Here is a 16,215-nt window from a genome sequence, read left to right on the forward strand (position 1 = left end):
GAAGCATGTACGCAGGCGAGCGATTCAACGGTTACACCCACCTAGCGGGGGCGGTGCTCGCGCTGGCGGGGGCCATCGCGCTCATCGTCGCCGCGTCGCTGCGCGCCGATCCCTGGCGCATCGTCGCCTTCTCGATCTACGGTACGTCGCTGGTGCTGCTCTACGTCGTTTCCACGCTGTACCACAGCGTGCGCGGCCCGGCGAAGAGCGTCTTCCGCAAGCTCGACCACTGCGCGATCTACGTGTTGATCGCGGGCACCTACACGCCCTTCACGCTGGTGACGCTCAACGGACCGTGGGGCTGGACGCTCTTCGGGATCGTGTGGGGGCTCGCGGTGATCGGTATCGTCCAGGAGTTGACGCTCGCGAAGGGTGCGCGCGCCTCGTCACTGGTGATTTACCTGCTCATGGGCTGGCTCGCGCTCGTCGCGGTGGCCCCGCTCGTCACGGCGATCTCGCTCGAGGGCCTCGCGTGGCTCGCGGCCGGCGGCGCGATCTATACCCTGGGCATCGTCTTCTACATCTTCGACGAGCGCTACCGGCACTGGCACGGGATCTGGCATCTCTTCGTGATGGGTGGCAGCGGCGTGCACTACGCCGCGATTGCGTTGTTCGTCGCCTGAGGGGCGCGGGCGCCGGCGAAGCGGCGCAAGGTCTCCGAGAGGGCGTCGGGCGCAAGGCGAACGTCGAGCAAGTGGAACTGTCCCCGGTCGCTCGCGGCGCTGCCCAGCGCGAGCTGCAGATCGTGGCGCGTCTCGATCCGCCACCCACGTCCGCCGAGCGCGTTCGCGCACGCGGCGAAGTCCCACGTGCCCAGCTCCGCGTAGCGCGCGCCGGGACGAAACGCCGAGAGCATCCTCCAGCCGCTGTTGTTGAGCACCACGACGATGGGATCCCATCCGTAGCGGCGGCAATGCCCCAGCTCCCAGCCGGTCATCTGGAACGCGCCGTCGCCCACGAGCACGAGGGGCCGGCGTCCGGTGGTCGCCTGGATGCCCAGGGCCGCCGGCACGGCGAACCCCATCGTCGCGTAGTAGCCGGGCGCGACGTAGTCGGTCGGTTCCAGGTCGAGCCCCGTGAACAAGCTGTCGCCCACGTCGGCGGACACCGGGAAGCGCCCGTGCTCGGCCATCAGGTCGTTGATCCCGGCGGCGATGTCGACGGGTGTGACGGCGCGCGCGTCGTCGGCGAGGCCGTGCGGCGGATGCGCGGTCTCGACACGGCGAGCGTCCGAGAGGCGGGGGGCGCGTGCGAGAAGGGCCGTGACCAGCGCGCCGAGCGGAATGTCCGGATACGCATGGTGCGAGAGCCTCACGCAGCCGTCGAGCGCGTGGATGGCGTGGCGCAGGTCCACGCGCGTGGGCGAGACGCCGAAGTTGGTGTCGGAGACGATCACGCCCAGCAGGAGCAGCGCGTCGGATTCCTCGACCAGCGCGCTCACCGCGCCATCGCCGGCGGCGCCGAGGTAGGTGCCGGCCAGCGGCGCGTCGCTCGAGGCGAGCAGGCCCCGGCCCAGGAAGCTCGTGACGACCGGGATCGCCAGTGTGCGGGCGAGGCGTGCGACCTCGGCCTCGAGCCCGAAACGCCGCACTTCAACGCCCACCATCAGCACGGGGCGCCGCGCGGCGGCGAGGCGCGCGAGGACCTCGTCGGCGCAGGCGGCGATGGCTTCGGCGTCGGGCTCCGCGTCGGGGAGCCGCGCAATGGCGGCGCAAGGCGCGTCGAATAGGTCGCGCGGCACCTCGAGGTACACGGGCCGCGATAGCCGCCGCGCCGAAGCGAGCACGCGCGCGACCTCCGCGGGCGCGCGCGCAGGATCGTCGAGGCATGCCTGGTCGCAGGTGATCTCGCGGAAGATGGCGAGCTGCGAATCGAACCGCTTGGCCTGGTGGTGCACGAGCAGGCCGCCGGTACGCTCGCCGGACGCGGGCGCGCCGGACACCACGACCACGGGCGCCTTTTCGGCGTAGGAGCCGGCAATCGCGTTCACGACGTTCAGCGCGCCGGCTCCGTAGGTCACGGCGAGCACCGAGGGCGCGCCGCGGATGCGCGCGGACGCGTCGGCCGCGAAGGCCACGGACGGCTCGTGCGAGAGCGTGTAGAGCGGCAGCGCCGCATGGCGCTCGAGCTCGTCGAAGAAGGAAAGCGCGAAGTCGCCGGGAATGCCGAAGACCTCGGTCGCGCCGTGCGCGCGAAAGGCGGCGATCAGGGCCGCGGCGAGCGTCGTGGGCTCGTTCAGCGCGGCGCTCCGGTGATCCGCAAGGCCCGGCGAAGCAGCGCGCGCGTGCGCGGCGCCTCGAGGGCCTCGAGGGCGTTCTTCACGAGCAGCCCGCTCTCGGTGTCGCCTTCGACCACGAGCCGCCGCTGGAAGAAAAGCGTGTCGGCATCTTCCTCGCGCGCGGCGATGGCGGCGAAGTCGCGCGCGCTGGCGCGAAAGCGCAGGTACGGTTCGCCGCTGGGGCGCATCGGCACGAAATGCCGCGCGCGAACGAGGAAGCTCACGCGCATTGCGGGGCGCGTCACGTCGATGCAAACTTCGCGGCCCGAGAGTCGATCGAAGACCTCCGCGGGAAGCTTGCGGCGCAGGAACGCATTGAGCGCCGTGGCGAGCGCCAGCGAGGCGATCCTCATTGCGGCTGCGCGACGCGCGCCATGCCCGGTTGCCCGTGCCAGTAGCCGTCGCACGTGCGCGCGTTCGCGACGTGTGCCAGGCGCTCGCCGGCCGCGTCCACGCCCAGCGCGCCGCACGCCAGCTGCGCGAAGACCGAAACCACTTCGCTCATGCCGCTCGCCTGGGGCGAGAGGCGCAGGACATCCACGCCGAGGCGCGCCATGTCGGGCATCCATGGCGCGAGGTTCTGCACGCTCGCCGATTGCGTCTGCACGCCGTTCATGACGAGGAAGGGTTCGCCTTCGCGGGTCTCCACGAGCAGGCCCTCCGGATCCTCGAGGCAGCGGTATTCGCAGCGGTCCTTGTGCAGGTTGTGATAGCGCGCGGTGAAGCAGCGCGCCGATACCGCGAGCGGCAGGCGGCCCCACGCGAAGACTTCGGTCTCGATCGCGTGTTCGGCCTCAGCGCGCACGGCGGCGATGCCCGAAGCCGAGAGCTCCACCGGGGCGACCCAGCGCATCGCGCCCGACTCGGCCAGCAGCGCGAGCGTGCCCGCGTTGTACACGTTGAGGAAAGGGCCGGCCACGAAGGGCGCGCGCCCGGCGAGGAGGGCCACCGCGCCCATGTCGTTCGCCTCGACGCGAAAGCGGCCGTTCTCCGCAACCGCGCGCATCGTGCGCATGTCCGAATCGGATTCGATCAATTCGAAGGTCGACAGCACGACTTCCTTGCCCGCGGCGGCGAAGCGCGCGGCGAGCTCGAGCCAGTCGGCGGAACGCAGCTCGTGGCGGCGCGAGCACACGGTCTCGCCGAGGTACACGGTATCGACGGGCCAGGCGAGGGCCTGCTCGTAGAAGTCGAACACCTGCGCGCGCGGCCAGTAGTAGGTGAGGGGGCCGAGTGCGAGGCGCGGGCGGCGTTGCGGGATCATTTCCAGGGGCGGTGATAGGCGCCGAGCGTGCACTGCCGGCCCTCGGAGACGCTCGCGAGGGCTTCGTGCCACGCGGGATGCACGCGATAGCGCTGCGGATGGGTGGCGCATTCGTCGATTGCGGAACGCCACACGCGCGTCACCGTCTCCACGTAGCGCGACGTGCGCTGGCGCCCCTCGATTTTCACGGCGGTCACACCCATCGCCTGGAGCTTCGGGAGAAGCTCGAGCGTGTTGAGGCTCGTGGGTTCCTCGAAGGGATAGTAGGTCTCGCCCTTCACGGTGAAGCGCCCGCGGCACAGCGTCGGGTAGCCGGGGCTTTCGCCCGCGTCGAAGCGGTCGATCAGTACGCCGCCCAGGCGCGATTCGAGTACCGTGCCGCGTTCCTGCCAGGCGATCGCCTTGGCGGGCGAGCAACCGCCGTGGGTATTGGGGGATTCACCGGTGGCGTACGAGGAAAGCGCGCAGCGCCCCTCCACCATGATCGAGAGGCTGCCGAAGCCGAAGACCTCGATCTCGACCTTGGTGCGGCCGATCACCTTCTCGACCTGCGCGAGCGAGAGCACGCGCGGCAGCACCGCGCGCGCCACACCGAAACGCTCGTGATAGAAGTTGATCGCCTCGGCGTTCGTGGCCGAGCCCTGCACCGACAAATGGATCCGGAGCTTCGGGTGCTCGCGCGAGGCGTAGCGCATGAGCCCCGCGTCGGCGACGATGATCGCGTCGGCGCCGAGGGCGGCGGCGCGGTCGACGGCCGCGTGCCAGCGCCGCCAGGTTCCGGGTTGCGGGTAGGTGTTGAGCGCGACGAGCACGTTGGCCCCGCGCGCGTGCGCGTGATCGATGCCCTTGCGCAGCGACGCCTCGTCGAAATTCAGGCCGGCGAAGTTGCGCGCGTTGGTTTCATCGCGGAAACCGAGATAGACGTCATCGGCGCCGTTGTCCACGGCGGCCATGAGGGAGGGCGGTGTTCCCGCGGGGCAGACCAGGCGCATTCCGATGAGCGTAGCCCGCCGCCTGCGCCCGGGCTTTGAACTAGATCAGGAAAAAGCGAATCGCGGCGCCTAGGCCGACGACAACCTCAGCAGGAAGAACGTCACGCTGCCGCCGATCGCCGCGAGGGCCGCGACGGCGCCGAGGCTGCCCGCGACGTGCATCGACACACCCAGGGACGCCCACATCGTTGCGAGGGCCGCCGCCTTGGCACGGCGGGAAATGCCGCGGCCTTCGCGGAATGCGCGGATGCCCGCGCCGAACACGCGATGCGCGAGCAGCCAGTCGTAGGCGCGCTGCGATCCGCGCAAGTAGCAGGCGGCGGCGAGAAGGAAGAACGGTGTCGCGGGCAGCAGCGGCAGGATCACGCCCGCGATTCCGATGGCGACGAACACCGTGCCCGCGGCGCAGTAGGCCGCGCGGGCAAGCGGCGCACGCTTCATCCGCCGCAACCTCCGCAGCACGATCCCTTCGCCGCGGCGCCTGCCGGATGCAGGATCGCGACGAGGGGCTCGCGGTCGCGGACCATGTCCGCGAGGGTGTGCCTGGCGAGCACGGCATGGAACGCACGCGCGGCTTCGCCCAGGACGGCCGGCAGGCGGCAGCTGCGCGCAATCACGCAGCCGTGGCCCGCCGGATCGAAGCACTCGGCGAGAACGTCCGTGCCTTCCATCAGCTGCACGACCGTCCCGATGTCGATCTCCTCCGCGGGTTTGCCGAGGCGAACGCCACCGCCGGAGCCGCGCGCGGTGTTGACGAGCCCGACATGGCCCAGCCCGTTCACGACCTTCACGAGCGTGTTCCTCGAGATGCCGTAAGCCTCCGCGATCTCGGTCACGGTCGCGTGCCCCGTGGGTGCGGTGGCGAGGTGGATCAGCACCCGCAGCGCGTAGTCGGTGGAAGTGAGCAGGCGCATGGCTTCAGTCCGCGCCGCGCGGCTGCGCTTGGCCGCCGTGCGATTGCGTTTCACCCACGGCCGCGGGTACCTTCGCCCCCGGGCGGCCGAGAAGCCGCAGCGCATAGAGCGCGAGCAGCAGCGCGCCGATCGCGAAGAGGATGTCGCCCGGAACGCGCAGCCACACCAGCGTCTCCATGACGCCCGAGTGGATGATCGCCGGCGAGCGCGCATACCACAGGCCCGTGTCGATGCTGTGCCAGGCCTGGTAGATGCCGGCGGGCAGCAGCGACAGGAACACCATCATCGCGAGGCCGATGTTGAGGCCCCAGAACGCCGGCGCGAGCAGCCAGTCGGCGTGGCGCGCGCGCTCGAAGAGGCCGCGCAGGCAGAAGAGCATGAGGCCGATCCCGAGCATGCCGTACACGCCGAAGAGGGCCGCATGTCCGTGGGCGGGCGTCATGTTCAGGCCCTGCACGTAGTAGAGCGCGGCGGGCGGGTTGATCGCGAAGCCGAGCAGCCCCGCGCCCACGCAGTTCCAGAACGCGACGGCGACGAAGCACAGGATCGGCCACTTGTACGCGGCGATCCACGGCGCGGCCTTGCTGCGCCGGTAGTTCGCGAACGCCTCGATGCCGAGCATCGTGAGGGGCACGACCTCGAGGGCCGAGAACACCGCGCCCACCGCGATCACGGAGGTCGGCGTGCCCGTCCAGTAGAGGTGGTGGAGCGTGCCCAGGATGCCGCCGAACAGGAAGACGATGGTCTCCATCACGATGGCGCGGTTGGCCGACGACGCGGCGACGAGCCCCAGGCGCGTGAAGAGCAGCGCGATCACCGCGGTGGCGAAGACTTCGAAGAAGCCCTCCACCCACAGGTGCACGAGCCACCAGCGCCAGTACTCCACCATCGAGTAGTGCGTGTGCTGGCCCCAGGTGAGCGAGGTGGCGTAGAAGCCACCGATGCACGTGGCCGAGAGGAACACCATCGCGATGAGGCCGCGCGTCTCGCCGGGCTTCTTCAGCGCGGGCCACAGCGCGCGCCCGAGCAGCAGGAGCCAGAGCATGAGGCCCACGAAGAGGAGGATCTGCCACACGCGGCCCATGCTCGTGAACTCAAGTCCCTGCGCGCCCAGCCAGAACGTGAAGTCGAAGCCCTGGCGCTGCAAGGTGCCCAGCCAGCCGAACGCGGTGGAGCCGACGACGATCGCGACCAGCGCGTAGAAGAGCACGTCCACGCCGAGCTTCTGCATCTTCGGTTCGTGCCCGGAGAGCAGCGGCGCGATGTAGAGGCCGGTCGCGAGCCACGCGGTGGCGATCCAGAAGATGCCCATCTGCGTGTGGATCGTGCGGCTCGTGGTGTAGGGAAGGAAGTCGGCGAGGGGGAAGCCGAAGAAGGCGTTGCCTTCGACGGCGTAGTGGGCCGTGACCACGCCCATGGCGATCTGCAGCAGCATCAGGCCGATCACCACGAAGAAGTACTTGCGCGTCGCCTTCATCGAAGGCGTGGGGACGGCGTTGATCAGCGGGTCGCGCTCCGGAATCTTCGGGTCGGGCTCCTCGCGCCGCGAGCCGTGGTACCAGACCATGCCGGCGAGCGCGGCGAGCAGCAGGATGATGCTCGCCACGGACCACATGGCCGCGCTCGAGGGCAGCGTGTTGCCGATCGCCGGTTCGTGCGGCCAGTTGCTCGTGTACGACAGGCCCTTTTCCCCGGGGCGGTCGGTGCTCGCTGACCACGAGGACCAGAAGAAGAAGCCCGCGAGCGCCTTGCGGTGCTCGGCCGAAGGCAGGCTATTCGCGGTCATCGCGTAGCGCTCGCGCAGCCACGCCATCTCGGGCGCGTCGCCGAAGAGCGCGGTGTAGTGCGCCTGGACCGTGGCGATCGCCTCGGCGCGCTCGGGCGAGACGCTGACCGTATTGGTCGCGGCGTCATACGTGTTCTCGCGCAGCTCGCGCTTCACGAGCGCATCGACCGAGCCTTGCTGCGAGGTCGTGAGCTGCGCATACGGCCGCTGGAACATCGTCTGCGCGCGGACGTCGCGGTAGGCGACGATCTCGCGGTGCAGCCAGTCGGCCGACCAATCGGGCGCGACGTAGCTGCCATGCCCCCACACGGTGCCCAACTGCTGGCCCCCGGCGGCGAGCCAGGCGCGCTGGCCTTTCTGGACTTCGGTGGCGGTGTAGAGCGTCCTGCCGCCTTCGACCTTCACGTTGACCACGGGCGGCGCGGCGAGGTAGATCTCGCGGCCCAGGTACAGCAGCACGGCGAAAGACAGCACAAAGGTGGCTCCGAGCCACATCCACAGCTTGCGGTTGTTCACGATCCGTTCCTCACGCGATTACGCGGCTGGCAATAGTTGCAAACGATATGCAACTTTGCCGCCGGGCCTTTGACGCGCGTCAAAGGGGTGGCGCGAGGCTCCCGGTTCCCCCGGATGCGCCGCGCCGGGACATCGCGACGGCGAGCGTCGCCACGAACACGACCAGCGCGACGGCATTGAGCGCCGCGCCCCAGGCGCGGAAGGCCGCGTCGAAGGGCGCCAGAGCGAGCCGAACGAGCAGGGACGCGTGCAGCAGGGCGAGCGGTATGTAGAACGCCGGCGTGTAGGCGAGCCGGCGCCGCGCGATCACCGGAACGACGAGTGGCGCGTGCGCGAGGATCATCGAGAAGACGAAGCCCAGGCCCAGGGCGTGCAGCGCGGCATCGCGCCAGCGCGGATCGAAGCCCTGCATCGCCCATGCGAATCCGGCGACGCCGAGCCAGCCGTAGCCAGCGAGGAGTGCGACCGCGGCGTAGCGCGAGAAGCCTTCGGTGCGGATCGTGCGCCGGGCGAGATCGAAGACGGCGAGCCAGGCGGCCAGGCCCGCGAGCGCCATACCGAACGCGATGCCGCCGCGTGCGGCGTCGGCGAGCGAGAGCGCCGCGCCGGCGAGGAGCAGCGCGACGCACAGGCCCAGAAGCGGAGCGGCCGCCGCGCGCCGCTTCATGAGGCGCGTCATCTCCAGGCGCTCGGCCGCGATGGTGAGCACGAGGAAGACGAACCACCACGCAGGTGCTGCGGACGCGGCGCCGAAATGGAACGCGACGTTGCCCACGGCCCACGCGAGGCTCGCCACCACGAGCAGCGCCGTGTGCGGCTCGAACTGGCGCGCGGCGATCGCCACGCTTGCGGCGGTGAGCCACAAGGGCGCGATGGCCATGAGCACGAGGCCGAAGGGCGGTGGGGCGAAGGCGAACAGCACGGCCCCGAGCCCCGCGGCGAGCGGCGCGCCGAACGCCCAGCGCGAACCGAGGGCGACCGCGCGCTCGAGGCTGATCACGGTGCCGAGGAATCCGGGAATCATGAGCACCGCGTGCAGCGCGGCGCCGGTGGGCGCATCGACCGCGATACCGGCGCGCGCGAGACCGCCGGCGATTCCCGTCACAGCGCAGGCGAGGGCGAACGCGAGGAGGGCCAGCCGCGGCGCGGCGCTCAATCCCAACCCATCGCGCTGCGCGCGCGTTCGCTCATCCGTTCCGGATCCCAGGGCGGGTCCCACACGACTTCGACGACGATGTCGCGTTCCGGGCCCACGACGGTGCCGAGGGCCTCGCGCGTTTCCTCCACGATCAGCTCGGTGACCGGGCAGGCGGGCGTGGTCATCGTGATGCGCGCGAGCGCGGAGCGTTCGTCGATGCGGACTTCGTAGACGAGTCCGAGGTCGACGATGCCGATGGCCATCTCCGGATCGACGACGCGAGCGAGCGCTTTCGCCACGGCAAGCGCCAGGGAAGCGTCCCCGTGGAACTCGAAACGCAGGCTCTCGGCCGGGGAGTCCAGTCAGTGACCCGTGGCCGCGGCCTTGCCCATGTCGGGCAGCCGGTGGGCGATGCCCTTGTGGCAGTCGATGCAGGTCTTCTCGCCGTTCGCGAGCGCGGTCGAGTGCATTCCCTGCGCACGCACGCTCTGGCGGGTGAAGTCCATCGATTCGAAGCGATGGCAGTTGCGGCATTCGAGCGAGTTGTTGGCCTTCAGGCGCGCCCACTCGTGCTGGGCGAGCTCCAGGCGCTTCTCGACGAACTTGTCGCGCGTGTTGATGGTGCCGAAGATCTTGCCCCAGACTTCCTTGGAGGCCTGCATCTTGCGGCCGATCTTGTCCGTCCAGTTGTGCGGCACGTGGCAATCGGGGCAGGTCGCGCGCACGCCCGAGCGGTTCGAATAGTGGATCGTGGGTTTCAACTCCACGAACACGTTGTCGCGCATCTCGTGGCAGCTCGTGCAGAAGGGCTCGGTGTTGGTGAGCTCGAGCACGGTGTTGAACGCGCCCCAGAAGATGATGCCGGCGATGAACCCGCCCACCGTGAGGAAGCCCAGGCTGTAGTACTTGCTCGGGGTGGAGACGGTGCGCCACCAGACCTGCACGCGCGCGACCAGGGCGCGGATCATTTCTTCGCGCCCTTCTTTTCATCGGCGGTCGCGGAGTAGAAGTCCTGGAAGGTGTTCTTCACCGGCACCTTCGCGTCGGTCTGCATGACATGGCACTGCGTGCAGAAGTAGCGCCGCGGGGAGATCTCGTTGCGCATGTTGCCGTCGCGGTCCATGAAGTGCGTGACGCTCACCATCGGCGCCTGGCTGTCGGCGACCTTGTCGCGCCCGTGGCAGCTCATGCACTTGTTGAACTTCGCGTCGACCTGATAGTTGTCGATCTGGTGCGGGATGAGCGGCGGCTGCATCGGATAGTTGCGCGCCTTGCGCTGGTCGTCGTTCACCGGCTTGGGCAGCAGCGCCGGCGTCGACTCCTTGTCGAGTGCGGTGTTGCCGCGCAGGCCGTGGTTGAGGCCCGGCGAGGAAGGGTTCTGCGCAGCCGCGGCGAAACACAACCCGGCGGCGAGGAGCGCGAGGAGGATGCGCTTCATGCCTTGGCCCCCTTCGTGACGGCGACGATCTTCACCGCGCACTTCTTGAAGTCCGTCTGCTTGGAGATCGGGTCGGTCGCGTCGAGCGTCACCTTGTTGATGAGCTGCGAAGCGTCGAACCACGGCACGAACACCAGGCCCTTGGGCGGCTTGTTGCGCCCGCGCGTTTCCACGCGCGTGAGCATCTCGCCGCGCCGCGAGATGATCTTGATCTCGTCGCCGCGGCGCACCTTCAGCGCATCGGCGTCATCCTGGTGCATGAAGCACACGGCGTTCGGGAACGAGCGCTGCAACTCGGGCACGCGGCCGGTCATCGAGCCCGAATGCCAATGCTCGAGCACGCGTCCGGTCGAGAGCCAGAACGGGTAGTCCTTGTCGGGTTCTTCCGCGGCCGGCTCGTAGGGAAGGGCGATGATGTTGGCGCGGTGATCCTTGTTGCCGTAGAAGTCCCAGCCGCTGCCGGCCTTGGCGTACGGATCGGTGCCTTCCTTGTAGCGCCACTTCGTTTCCTTGCCGTCCACGACCGGCCAGCGAAGGCCGCGCACCTTGTGGTATTCGTCGAAGGGCGCGAGGTCGTGCCCGTGGCCGCGGCCGAAAGCCGCGTACTCCTCGAAGAGGCCCTTCTGGACGTAGTAGCCGAAGGCCTTGGCTTCGTCGTTCTCGTAGCCCGCTTCGATCTGCGACGACGGGAACTTGTCGACCTGTCCGTTGCGAAAGAGGATGTCGTAGAGCGTCTTGCCCTTGTACTCGGGCTTCTTCGCGAGCAACTCCGCGGGCCACACCTCGTCGACCTTGAAGCGCTTGGAAAACTCCATGAGCTGCCACAGATCCGAGCGCGATTCGCCCGGCGCCTTCACGAGCTGGTGCCAGAAATGCGTGCGGCGCTCGGCGTTGCCGTACGCGCCTTCCTTCTCGACCCACATCGCGGTGGGCAGGATGAGGTCCGCGGCCTGGCAGGTGACGGTCGGATACGCGTCCGACACCACGATGAAGTTGTCGGGATTGCGGTAGCCCGGATAACCCTCCTCCATCATGTTCGCGCCGGCCTGCATGTTGTTGTTCACCTGGACCCAGTAGAAGTTGAGCTTCGAGTCCTTGAGCATCCGGTTCTGGAGGACGGCGTGGTACCCGGGCTTGTCGACGATGGTTCCCGGCGGCAGCTTCCAGATCTCCTCGGCGTGCTTGCGGTGCTCGGGGTTGGTGACGACCATGTCGGCCGGCAGCCGGTTCGAAAAGGTCCCGACTTCACGCGCCGTGCCGCACGCGGAGGGCTGGCCCGTGAGCGAGAAGGGCGAATTGCCCGGCGTGGAGATCTTTCCGGTGAGCAGGTGGATGTTGTAGACGAGGTTGTTAGCCCACACGCCGCGCGTGTGCTGGTTGAAGCCCATCGTCCAGAAGGACATCACCTTTACCTTCGGGTCGGCGTAGAGCTCGGCGAGTGCCTTCAACTTGTCGACCGGAACCCCCGAGAGTTTCGAGACGTATTCGGCGGTGTAGGGCTGGACGGATTTCTTGAACTCCTCGAACGTGCTCGGCGCCATGTCGGCCGCCTTGTCGGCGTTCTTCGCCTTCTTCTCGAGCGCATGCGTGGGGCGCAGGCCGTAGCCGATGTCGGTCGTGCCTTTCTTGAAGGACACGTGCTTCGCGATGAAGTCCTGGTTCACCTTGCCCGTCTCGATGATGTAGCGGGCGATGTAGTTGAGCATCGCGAGATCGGTCTGCGGCTTGAAGATGATCGGGACGTCGGCGAGGTCGAAGCTGCGGTGCTCGAAGACGGAAAGCACCGCCACCTTCACGTTCGGGTTCGACAAGCGCCGGTCGGTCACGCGCGTCCAGAGGATCGGGTGCATCTCGGCCATGTTCGAGCCCCAGAGCACGAAGGCATCCGCGACCTCGATGTCGTCATAGCAGCCCATGGGCTCGTCCATGCCGAAGGTGCGCATGAAGCCCACCGCGGCCGAGGCCATGCAGTGGCGCGCGTTGGGGTCGATGTTGTTGGAGCGGAAGCCCGCCTTCATGAGCTTGTTCGCGGCGTAGCCTTCCCAGATCGTCCACTGGCCCGAGCCGAACATGCCGACCGCGGTAGGCCCCTTCGCCTTGAGCGTGGCCTTGCACTTCTCGGCCATGATGTCGAAGGCCTTCTCCCAGGAGATCGGCGCGAAGTCGCCGTTCTTGTCGAACTTGCCGTCCTTCATGCGCAGCAGCGGGCGCGTGAGGCGATCCTCGCCGTACATGATCTTCGAGAGGAAGTAGCCCTTCACGCAGTTCAGGCCGCGGTTCACTTCGGCCAGCGGGTCGCCGTTGGTGGCGATCACGCGGTTGTTCTTGACGGCGACCGTGACGCCGCAGCCCGTGCCACAGAAGCGGCAAGGCGCCTTGTGCCATTTGGTACCGGCGGAGGCCGAGTCGGTGACGACGTTGGAGGCGAGCGCCGGCATCCCTGCGGCCGCTGCAGCGGCGGAGATGGCGGTGCTGCGGATGAATTCGCGGCGGGTGATCTTCATGAGTGATCCTCGGCGAGGACCGATTCGTCCTCGACATGCTGGTAGACAAGGTGGATGGCCAGGACCCCGTTGAGGGCGCGGATCGCGTCGATCGTGTCGAGCACGTCGCCCGTGGAGGGCTTCTCGATCAGGACGACCAGCCGGCCGGACGCGTCGTCGGCCTGCGGAACGTCGGCAAGCCCGCGGCGAACGATGTCGGCGGCGATCGCGACGGCGCGCTCCGGCTTCACGAAGGCGACGGCGCTGGTGATGTGGACTTCGGCCATGGCGCTCAGCCCGTGGGCGGGCCGGCGAACATCTGGTAGATCCAGATGGCGAAACCATAGGTCGAGACAATGAGCGCGGCGAGCACCGGCGCCATCACGACCGTCAGGAAAAGGAAAGCCTTGAGTTCCTGTTTGCGAGCGGGGTCTTGCGAATGCATCGGTTCTCCTGATCATGGCTGGGGCGATGCTGACCCCGATATTCCTCCACGGGTTGAGGCAGGTCAAACCGGGCCCCGAATCGGCTAGCATGGCGTGGCGTCCCGACCTAAAACAGACCGGAGGAGAAATCGTGCACCGCATCGCCTGTCTCGCCGCCGCGGCGTTCCTCGCCGCCTTCATTTCGCTGCCCGCCCTGGCCCAGGGCTATCCCAACAAGCCTGTGAAGTGGATCGTTCCCTACCCGCCGGGCGGAACGACGGACGTGCTCGCGCGGATCATCGCGCAGTGGCTCACCGAGAAGATGGGCCAGACCTTCATCGTCGAGAACAAGCCCGGTGGCGGCAACAACATCGGCACCGAGATCGCGATCAAGTCGCCGCCCGACGGCTACACCATGCTGCTCGTGAATCCCGCGCACGGAATCAACGCCACGCTCTACAAGAACCTTCCGTTCAACGTGATCCGCGACGTGGAGCCCGTTGCGGGCCTGGTGCGCGCGCCCAATGTGATGGAAGTGCACAACAACTTCCCGGCGAAGACCGTGAAGGAGTTCATCGACTACTGCAAGGCCAACCCCGGGAAGATCAACATGGCCTCCTCGGGCAGCGGCACCTCGGTCCACATGTCGGGCGAGATGTTCAAGATGATGACCGGCTGCCAGATGCTGCACGTGCCCTACAAGGGCGCGGGCCCGGCGATCGCCGACCTCATCCCGGGCCAGGTCGACGTCCTCTTCGACAACCTGCCGTCGTCCATCGGTCATATAAAAGGTGGAAAGCTGCGCGCGCTCGCGGTGACGTCCACCGAGCGCGACCCGGCGTTGCCCGACACGCCGACCGTGGCCGACACCGTGCCCGGCTATGAGGCGACGGCGTGGTTCGGCATCGGCATGCCGCGCGGTGTACCGAAGGAGGCTGTCGACAAGATCAACGCCGAGGTGAACCGGGCGCTGGCCGATCCGAAGATGCGCGAGCGGCTGGCCGAGCTCGGCGGCAAGCCCATTCCGGGCACGCCCGCGGACTTCGGCAAGGTGATCGCGGCCGAGACGGCGAAGTGGGAGAAGGTCGTGACTGCGTCAGGCGCGAAGGCGGAGTAGCTTGCGGGGCTGGCCGCCGTTACCGGTACATATCGGCCTTGCCCCCAAGCGCTTTCAATACGGCGCCGACGAAATAGTTTCTCTCGACAAACACCTCACTGACCGTTTCCGGTGTGCGCGAGACCGATGTCATGACGACGACGATCCTGGACTCGGGTTGGACAATGATTTCCTGGCCAAATAGCCCTCGGGCCTGGAAGGTTCGAGTGGTGTAGGGATAGATCCAGGTTTGATAGCCGTAGCCGAAGAACTGGGTCGCGCGACGTGGCTTCAGGTGGTCAGGCTGGCGAGTGGCGTCGGTCGCATCGAGAAGAAAATCCCTGGGGATGACTTCTCGCCCGTTCCACGAGCCATCGTTGGCCAGCAGGAGGCCGAGTCGGCCGTAGTCACGCAGGCGCGCATTCATGCAACAAAAGGCCGACTCCATTCCCGACCAGTCGGTCAGCCAGGAAGCATCGGACTCCGCGCCAATGACTTTCCATATCCGTTCCGAGAAATAGGTGGCCAGGTCGACGCCGATCGCACCCCGAAGCGCCAGGGCGAGTGCGAACGTCTCCGCGCTCGAATAGTTGAACGTGGTTCCCTGGGGCGCGACGGAATCCTTCACCCACGTGATCGCGGAGGGACCTCCGCCGGTACGGCGAAAGAAGGTCTCTGAGCTGAGTCTTCCGATGTCCGTTGCCCCTCCGGCGACAACCTTGTCGCTCCACTTCAGTCCGGAGCTCATGCGAAGCAGGTTCCTCAAGGTCATCGGTCCCCAGGCGGATCCCTTCAGATCGGGGGCGTATTTTTCGGCCGCATCGTCGAGCGACGCGATCTTGCCTTCCTTCAGGGCCACGCCGACCAGCAATCCGACGACGGTCTTCGCCATGGACATCGATGCGAAGCGATGTTCGGGCTTGCGGTCGTACTGGTAGCGCTCCAGGACGACCTTCCCGTCCTTCAGGATGAGCAAGCCCGTAATCCGTTGTCGATTCAGGAAGTCATCGACCGAGTAGCTTTGCCCGTTGTACGAGTACGTCAATGACGGGGATCCGTCATGGGGAGGTAGCGGTGAGGACGCCGGCGATGCGGCGATTTTTCGGGGCGAGAAGATCTCCTCCATGTTGCTGAAGGTGCCGACCTTGGTTCGCTCATTGGTGAAGCTGAAGCCGGGCACCAACGCCTGAAACGGGTAGCCGTCGCTTTTCCCGAGTTCAATCTCGTCGGGCGCAGCGTGGGCCGTGTGACTGGCCGCTGCAAGTGCTACGGCGATGAGGGATGCGACAAACCTTGAGGTGGTCACAGTGCCGGGCAGGGGTCGGCAAATCCCTCGACCGGCTTCGCGTCCTGCGCATCGGGCGCGGGAAAGAGCTTGGCAAACGTGAACACCTGGGCGCTTTCCCCGTGCGTGCGCAGGTGCTCGAGGCGGTCCTTGGCTTCCTGGAGCGTGGGAATGTGGCCGACCGGAATCCACCACAGCGCGTAGTACATCTCGGGCATGCGCTCGAACCATGCCTTGCGTTGGCGCATCACGTCCGTGTGGGCACCGCGATAGACGAAGGCGCGCAGCGCCTCGGGCGTTTCCCACACCGACATGTTGACGAGAATGCGGTTGTCTTCGTAGGGACGCAGCGCGGTGGCGTCGCCTTCCTCGGTCTGCAAGCGCCAGACGAAACCCGGGCTGTCATCTGCGAGCTTGTTGACATCGTCGAGGCGCGCAACGAAACCGGCCATGACGGGGTCGTCCATTTCGGCCTTTGCGCGGGCGATGTTGATCTGGGCGAGGTGGTAGGCGGACACGGAAGTACTCCTGGGGACTGTGCGTTAGCGAAAGAGACTACCCTCGTGGTGGTGGAGTGGAAGCGAATTTTTTTGTGAGTTC

18 protein-coding genes are annotated in these 16,215 nt (G+C 67.5%); 2 read left to right on the forward strand and 16 right to left on the reverse strand.

Annotation, left to right across the window (positions count from 1 at the left end; genetic code table 11):
• Nucleotides 1–5 precede the first annotated feature (5 nt).
• On the forward strand, nucleotides 6–623 hold the full coding sequence (gene trhA, locus DSM104440_RS05425; RefSeq protein ID WP_171161044.1) for a PAQR family membrane homeostasis protein TrhA: 618 nt from the start codon (nucleotides 6–8) through the stop codon (nucleotides 621–623).
• On the opposite strand, the gene ipdC is transcribed toward trhA, so the two are convergent.
• From ipdC to napE, 14 genes are all read right to left on the reverse strand, one after another.
• Nucleotides 593–2,239, reverse strand: a complete 1,647-nt coding sequence (ipdC, locus tag DSM104440_RS05430) for an indolepyruvate/phenylpyruvate decarboxylase (protein ID WP_171165697.1) — start codon at nucleotides 2,237–2,239, stop codon at nucleotides 593–595. The genes trhA and ipdC overlap by 31 nt on opposite strands.
• Nucleotides 2,236–2,631, reverse strand: coding sequence for a ubiquinone anaerobic biosynthesis accessory factor UbiT (ubiT, locus tag DSM104440_RS05435; RefSeq protein WP_171161045.1), 396 nt, complete (start codon nucleotides 2,629–2,631; stop codon nucleotides 2,236–2,238). Before ubiT ends, ipdC begins: the two co-directional genes overlap by 4 nt.
• Nucleotides 2,628–3,542: a ubiquinone anaerobic biosynthesis protein UbiV gene (gene ubiV / locus DSM104440_RS05440; protein WP_171161046.1), complete on the reverse strand. Its 915-nt coding sequence runs from the start codon at nucleotides 3,540–3,542 to the stop codon at nucleotides 2,628–2,630. The genes ubiT and ubiV overlap by 4 nt, the downstream gene beginning before the upstream one ends.
• Entirely contained in the window at nucleotides 3,539–4,495 is a 957-nt protein-coding gene (gene ubiU, locus DSM104440_RS05445; protein WP_246212097.1) for a ubiquinone anaerobic biosynthesis protein UbiU, read from the reverse strand. The genes ubiV and ubiU overlap by 4 nt, the downstream gene beginning before the upstream one ends.
• A gap of 108 nt (nucleotides 4,496–4,603) precedes the next feature.
• Complete coding sequence (locus DSM104440_RS05450) at nucleotides 4,604–4,975, reverse strand: YbaN family protein (RefSeq protein WP_171161048.1); 372 nt, start codon at nucleotides 4,973–4,975, stop codon at nucleotides 4,604–4,606.
• Nucleotides 4,972–5,448: an Rrf2 family transcriptional regulator gene (locus DSM104440_RS05455; protein WP_171161049.1), complete on the reverse strand. Its 477-nt coding sequence runs from the start codon at nucleotides 5,446–5,448 to the stop codon at nucleotides 4,972–4,974. Before DSM104440_RS05455 ends, DSM104440_RS05450 begins: the two co-directional genes overlap by 4 nt.
• 4 nt (nucleotides 5,449–5,452) lie before the next feature.
• A complete protein-coding gene (locus DSM104440_RS05460) occupies nucleotides 5,453–7,750 on the reverse strand; it encodes a nitric-oxide reductase large subunit (RefSeq protein WP_246212098.1) in 2,298 nt (765 codons plus the stop codon).
• A gap of 79 nt (nucleotides 7,751–7,829) precedes the next feature.
• The gene (locus DSM104440_RS05465) at nucleotides 7,830–8,906 is read right to left on the reverse strand and encodes a hypothetical protein (protein WP_171161050.1); all 1,077 of its coding nucleotides are present in this window, start codon (nucleotides 8,904–8,906) and stop codon (nucleotides 7,830–7,832) included.
• The gene (locus tag DSM104440_RS05470) at nucleotides 8,903–9,187 is read right to left on the reverse strand and encodes a metal-sulfur cluster assembly factor (RefSeq protein ID WP_212758216.1); all 285 of its coding nucleotides are present in this window, start codon (nucleotides 9,185–9,187) and stop codon (nucleotides 8,903–8,905) included. Before DSM104440_RS05470 ends, DSM104440_RS05465 begins: the two co-directional genes overlap by 4 nt.
• A 63-nt stretch (nucleotides 9,188–9,250) precedes the next feature.
• Nucleotides 9,251–9,856: a cytochrome c3 family protein gene (locus DSM104440_RS05475; protein WP_212758217.1), complete on the reverse strand. Its 606-nt coding sequence runs from the start codon at nucleotides 9,854–9,856 to the stop codon at nucleotides 9,251–9,253.
• Nucleotides 9,853–10,326: a nitrate reductase cytochrome c-type subunit gene (locus DSM104440_RS05480; RefSeq protein ID WP_171161051.1), complete on the reverse strand. Its 474-nt coding sequence runs from the start codon at nucleotides 10,324–10,326 to the stop codon at nucleotides 9,853–9,855. The genes DSM104440_RS05475 and DSM104440_RS05480 overlap by 4 nt, the downstream gene beginning before the upstream one ends.
• Nucleotides 10,323–12,830, reverse strand: a complete 2,508-nt coding sequence (gene napA / locus DSM104440_RS05485) for a periplasmic nitrate reductase subunit alpha (protein ID WP_171161052.1) — start codon at nucleotides 12,828–12,830, stop codon at nucleotides 10,323–10,325. Before napA ends, DSM104440_RS05480 begins: the two co-directional genes overlap by 4 nt.
• Nucleotides 12,827–13,096: a chaperone NapD gene (locus DSM104440_RS05490; RefSeq protein ID WP_171161053.1), complete on the reverse strand. Its 270-nt coding sequence runs from the start codon at nucleotides 13,094–13,096 to the stop codon at nucleotides 12,827–12,829. The genes napA and DSM104440_RS05490 overlap by 4 nt, the downstream gene beginning before the upstream one ends.
• 5 nt (nucleotides 13,097–13,101) lie before the next feature.
• Complete coding sequence (gene napE / locus DSM104440_RS05495) at nucleotides 13,102–13,254, reverse strand: periplasmic nitrate reductase, NapE protein (protein WP_171161054.1); 153 nt, start codon at nucleotides 13,252–13,254, stop codon at nucleotides 13,102–13,104.
• Between the two features lie 131 nt (nucleotides 13,255–13,385).
• Here napE and DSM104440_RS05500 point away from each other — a divergent pair, with 131 nt between their 5' ends.
• Nucleotides 13,386–14,351 (forward strand): Bug family tripartite tricarboxylate transporter substrate binding protein, encoded by a 966-nt coding sequence (locus DSM104440_RS05500; protein WP_212758218.1) that lies wholly within the window; start codon nucleotides 13,386–13,388, stop codon nucleotides 14,349–14,351.
• 19 nt (nucleotides 14,352–14,370) lie between these two features.
• Here the strand turns inward: DSM104440_RS05500 and DSM104440_RS05505 are convergent, their stop codons facing one another.
• On the reverse strand, nucleotides 14,371–15,636 hold the full coding sequence (locus DSM104440_RS05505; RefSeq protein ID WP_171161056.1) for a serine hydrolase domain-containing protein: 1,266 nt from the start codon (nucleotides 15,634–15,636) through the stop codon (nucleotides 14,371–14,373).
• Nucleotides 15,633–16,133: a DUF3291 domain-containing protein gene (locus DSM104440_RS05510; protein WP_171161057.1), complete on the reverse strand. Its 501-nt coding sequence runs from the start codon at nucleotides 16,131–16,133 to the stop codon at nucleotides 15,633–15,635. The genes DSM104440_RS05505 and DSM104440_RS05510 overlap by 4 nt, the downstream gene beginning before the upstream one ends.
• Between the last annotated feature and the right edge of the window lie 82 nt (nucleotides 16,134–16,215).

It is taken from the genome of Usitatibacter palustris, assembly GCF_013003985.1.
Classification (GTDB): domain Bacteria; phylum Pseudomonadota; class Gammaproteobacteria; order Burkholderiales; family Usitatibacteraceae; genus Usitatibacter; species Usitatibacter palustris.

Coding starts and splice junctions, on each gene's coding strand:
- ubiT (WP_171161045.1), bottom strand. CDS start 2,631: ATGAGGATCGCCTCGCTGGCGCTCGCCACGGCGCTCAATGCGTTCCTG.
- DSM104440_RS05475 (WP_212758217.1), bottom strand. CDS start 9,856: ATGATCCGCGCCCTGGTCGCGCGCGTGCAGGTCTGGTGGCGCACCGTC.
- ubiU (WP_246212097.1), bottom strand. CDS start 4,495: ATGGCCGCCGTGGACAACGGCGCCGATGACGTCTATCTCGGTTTCCGC.
- napE (WP_171161054.1), bottom strand. CDS start 13,254: ATGCATTCGCAAGACCCCGCTCGCAAACAGGAACTCAAGGCTTTCCTT.
- ubiV (WP_171161046.1), bottom strand. CDS start 3,542: ATGATCCCGCAACGCCGCCCGCGCCTCGCACTCGGCCCCCTCACCTAC.
- trhA (WP_171161044.1), top strand. CDS start 6: ATGTACGCAGGCGAGCGATTCAACGGTTACACCCACCTAGCGGGGGCG.
- DSM104440_RS05480 (WP_171161051.1), bottom strand. CDS start 10,326: ATGAAGCGCATCCTCCTCGCGCTCCTCGCCGCCGGGTTGTGTTTCGCC.
- napA (WP_171161052.1), bottom strand. CDS start 12,830: ATGAAGATCACCCGCCGCGAATTCATCCGCAGCACCGCCATCTCCGCC.
- DSM104440_RS05450 (WP_171161048.1), bottom strand. CDS start 4,975: ATGAAGCGTGCGCCGCTTGCCCGCGCGGCCTACTGCGCCGCGGGCACG.
- DSM104440_RS05455 (WP_171161049.1), bottom strand. CDS start 5,448: ATGCGCCTGCTCACTTCCACCGACTACGCGCTGCGGGTGCTGATCCAC.
- DSM104440_RS05490 (WP_171161053.1), bottom strand. CDS start 13,096: ATGGCCGAAGTCCACATCACCAGCGCCGTCGCCTTCGTGAAGCCGGAG.